Source organism: Azohydromonas lata NBRC 102462 (genome assembly GCF_001571085.1).
GTDB classification, from domain to species: Bacteria; Pseudomonadota; Gammaproteobacteria; order Burkholderiales; family Burkholderiaceae_C; genus Azohydromonas; species Azohydromonas lata.
The window spans coordinates 1-1093 of record NZ_BCTC01000289.1 but is presented as its reverse complement, the minus strand read 5'-3'; the positions used below and the strand labels follow the sequence as shown (position 1 = coordinate 1093).

The following is a 1093-nucleotide window of genomic DNA, read 5'->3' as shown; positions in this document are numbered from 1 at the left end:
CCGCCGACCAGGAAGCCGGATTCGAGCGCTACCGTCGTCCGACCAGGCGCGACGTCTTCCTCGCGACGATGGAAGAGATCATGCCGTGGCCGCAGCTGTGCGCGGTGATCGAGCCGCACTATCCCAAGGCCGGCAACGGTCGCCCGCCCATCGGGCTGCAGCGCATGCTGCGCATGTACTTCGTGCAGCACTGGTTCAACCTGGCCGACGATGCCTGCGAGGAGGCGCTGCTGGACAGCACGGCGCTGCGCCGCTTGGTGGGCATCGATCTGGGCTGCGAGCGCGTGCCCGACGGCACGACGCTGCTGAAGTTTCGCCGTCTGCTGGAACGTCACAGGCTGGGCGAACAATTGTTTGCTGCAGTCGGCCAGGTGCTTCAGGCACGTGGACTGAAGTTGGGCACCGGCACGATCGTGGACGCCACCATCATTGGCGCGCCGAGCTCGACGAAGAACGCCGACAAGGCCCGTGATCCCGAGATGCACCAAACGCGCAAGGGACAGCAGTGGTTTTTTGGGATGAAGCTGCACATCGGCGTGGACAGCCGCACCGGGCTGGCACACCGAGCCGTGGTGACGGCGGCCAACGTGCACGACAAGCACCCGCTGCCGCAGCTGCTGCACGGCAACGAGCGGCGTGTCTATGGCGACAGTGCCTACGCCAGCCAGAAGGCGCTGATCCAGGCCGGAGCGCCGCAGGCCAAGGACTTCACCAACCAGCGTGTGCGCAGGGGCGCAGAGATCGACGAAGCCCAGCGCTCGAAGAACCGCAACAAGTCCAAGGTGCGCGCCCGGGTGGAGCATGTGTTCGCCGTGGTCAAGCGGTTGTGGGGCTTCAGCAAAGCCCGCTACCGCGGATTGGCCAAGAACGCCACGCGCTCGTTCGTCGCGCTGGGGCTGGCCAACATCTACCTGGCCCGGGCGCACTTGGCATGAGTGCGCCCGAAATGGGCGCCGAGCGCGGCTGCGGCGCCGCGATGGCAGTGATTGGCAGGCCATTCGCCTTGAAGCGCGCACCTGGACTGCCTCCATTCCGTATCGCGGAATCCCACCGTCTTGGCTCGTTGAAAACGGCAACTTATTCAGCGTTGCCC

The 1093-nt window shown here is 65.9% G+C and carries 1 protein-coding gene; it reads left to right on the top strand.

Going from position 1 to position 1093, the window contains the following annotated elements:
• Positions 1 to 935: IS5 family transposase (locus ALA01S_RS31145; protein ID WP_066343664.1), on the top strand; the 935-nt coding region annotated here is incomplete at its 5' end.
• Between the last annotated feature and the right edge of the window lie 158 nt (positions 936 to 1093).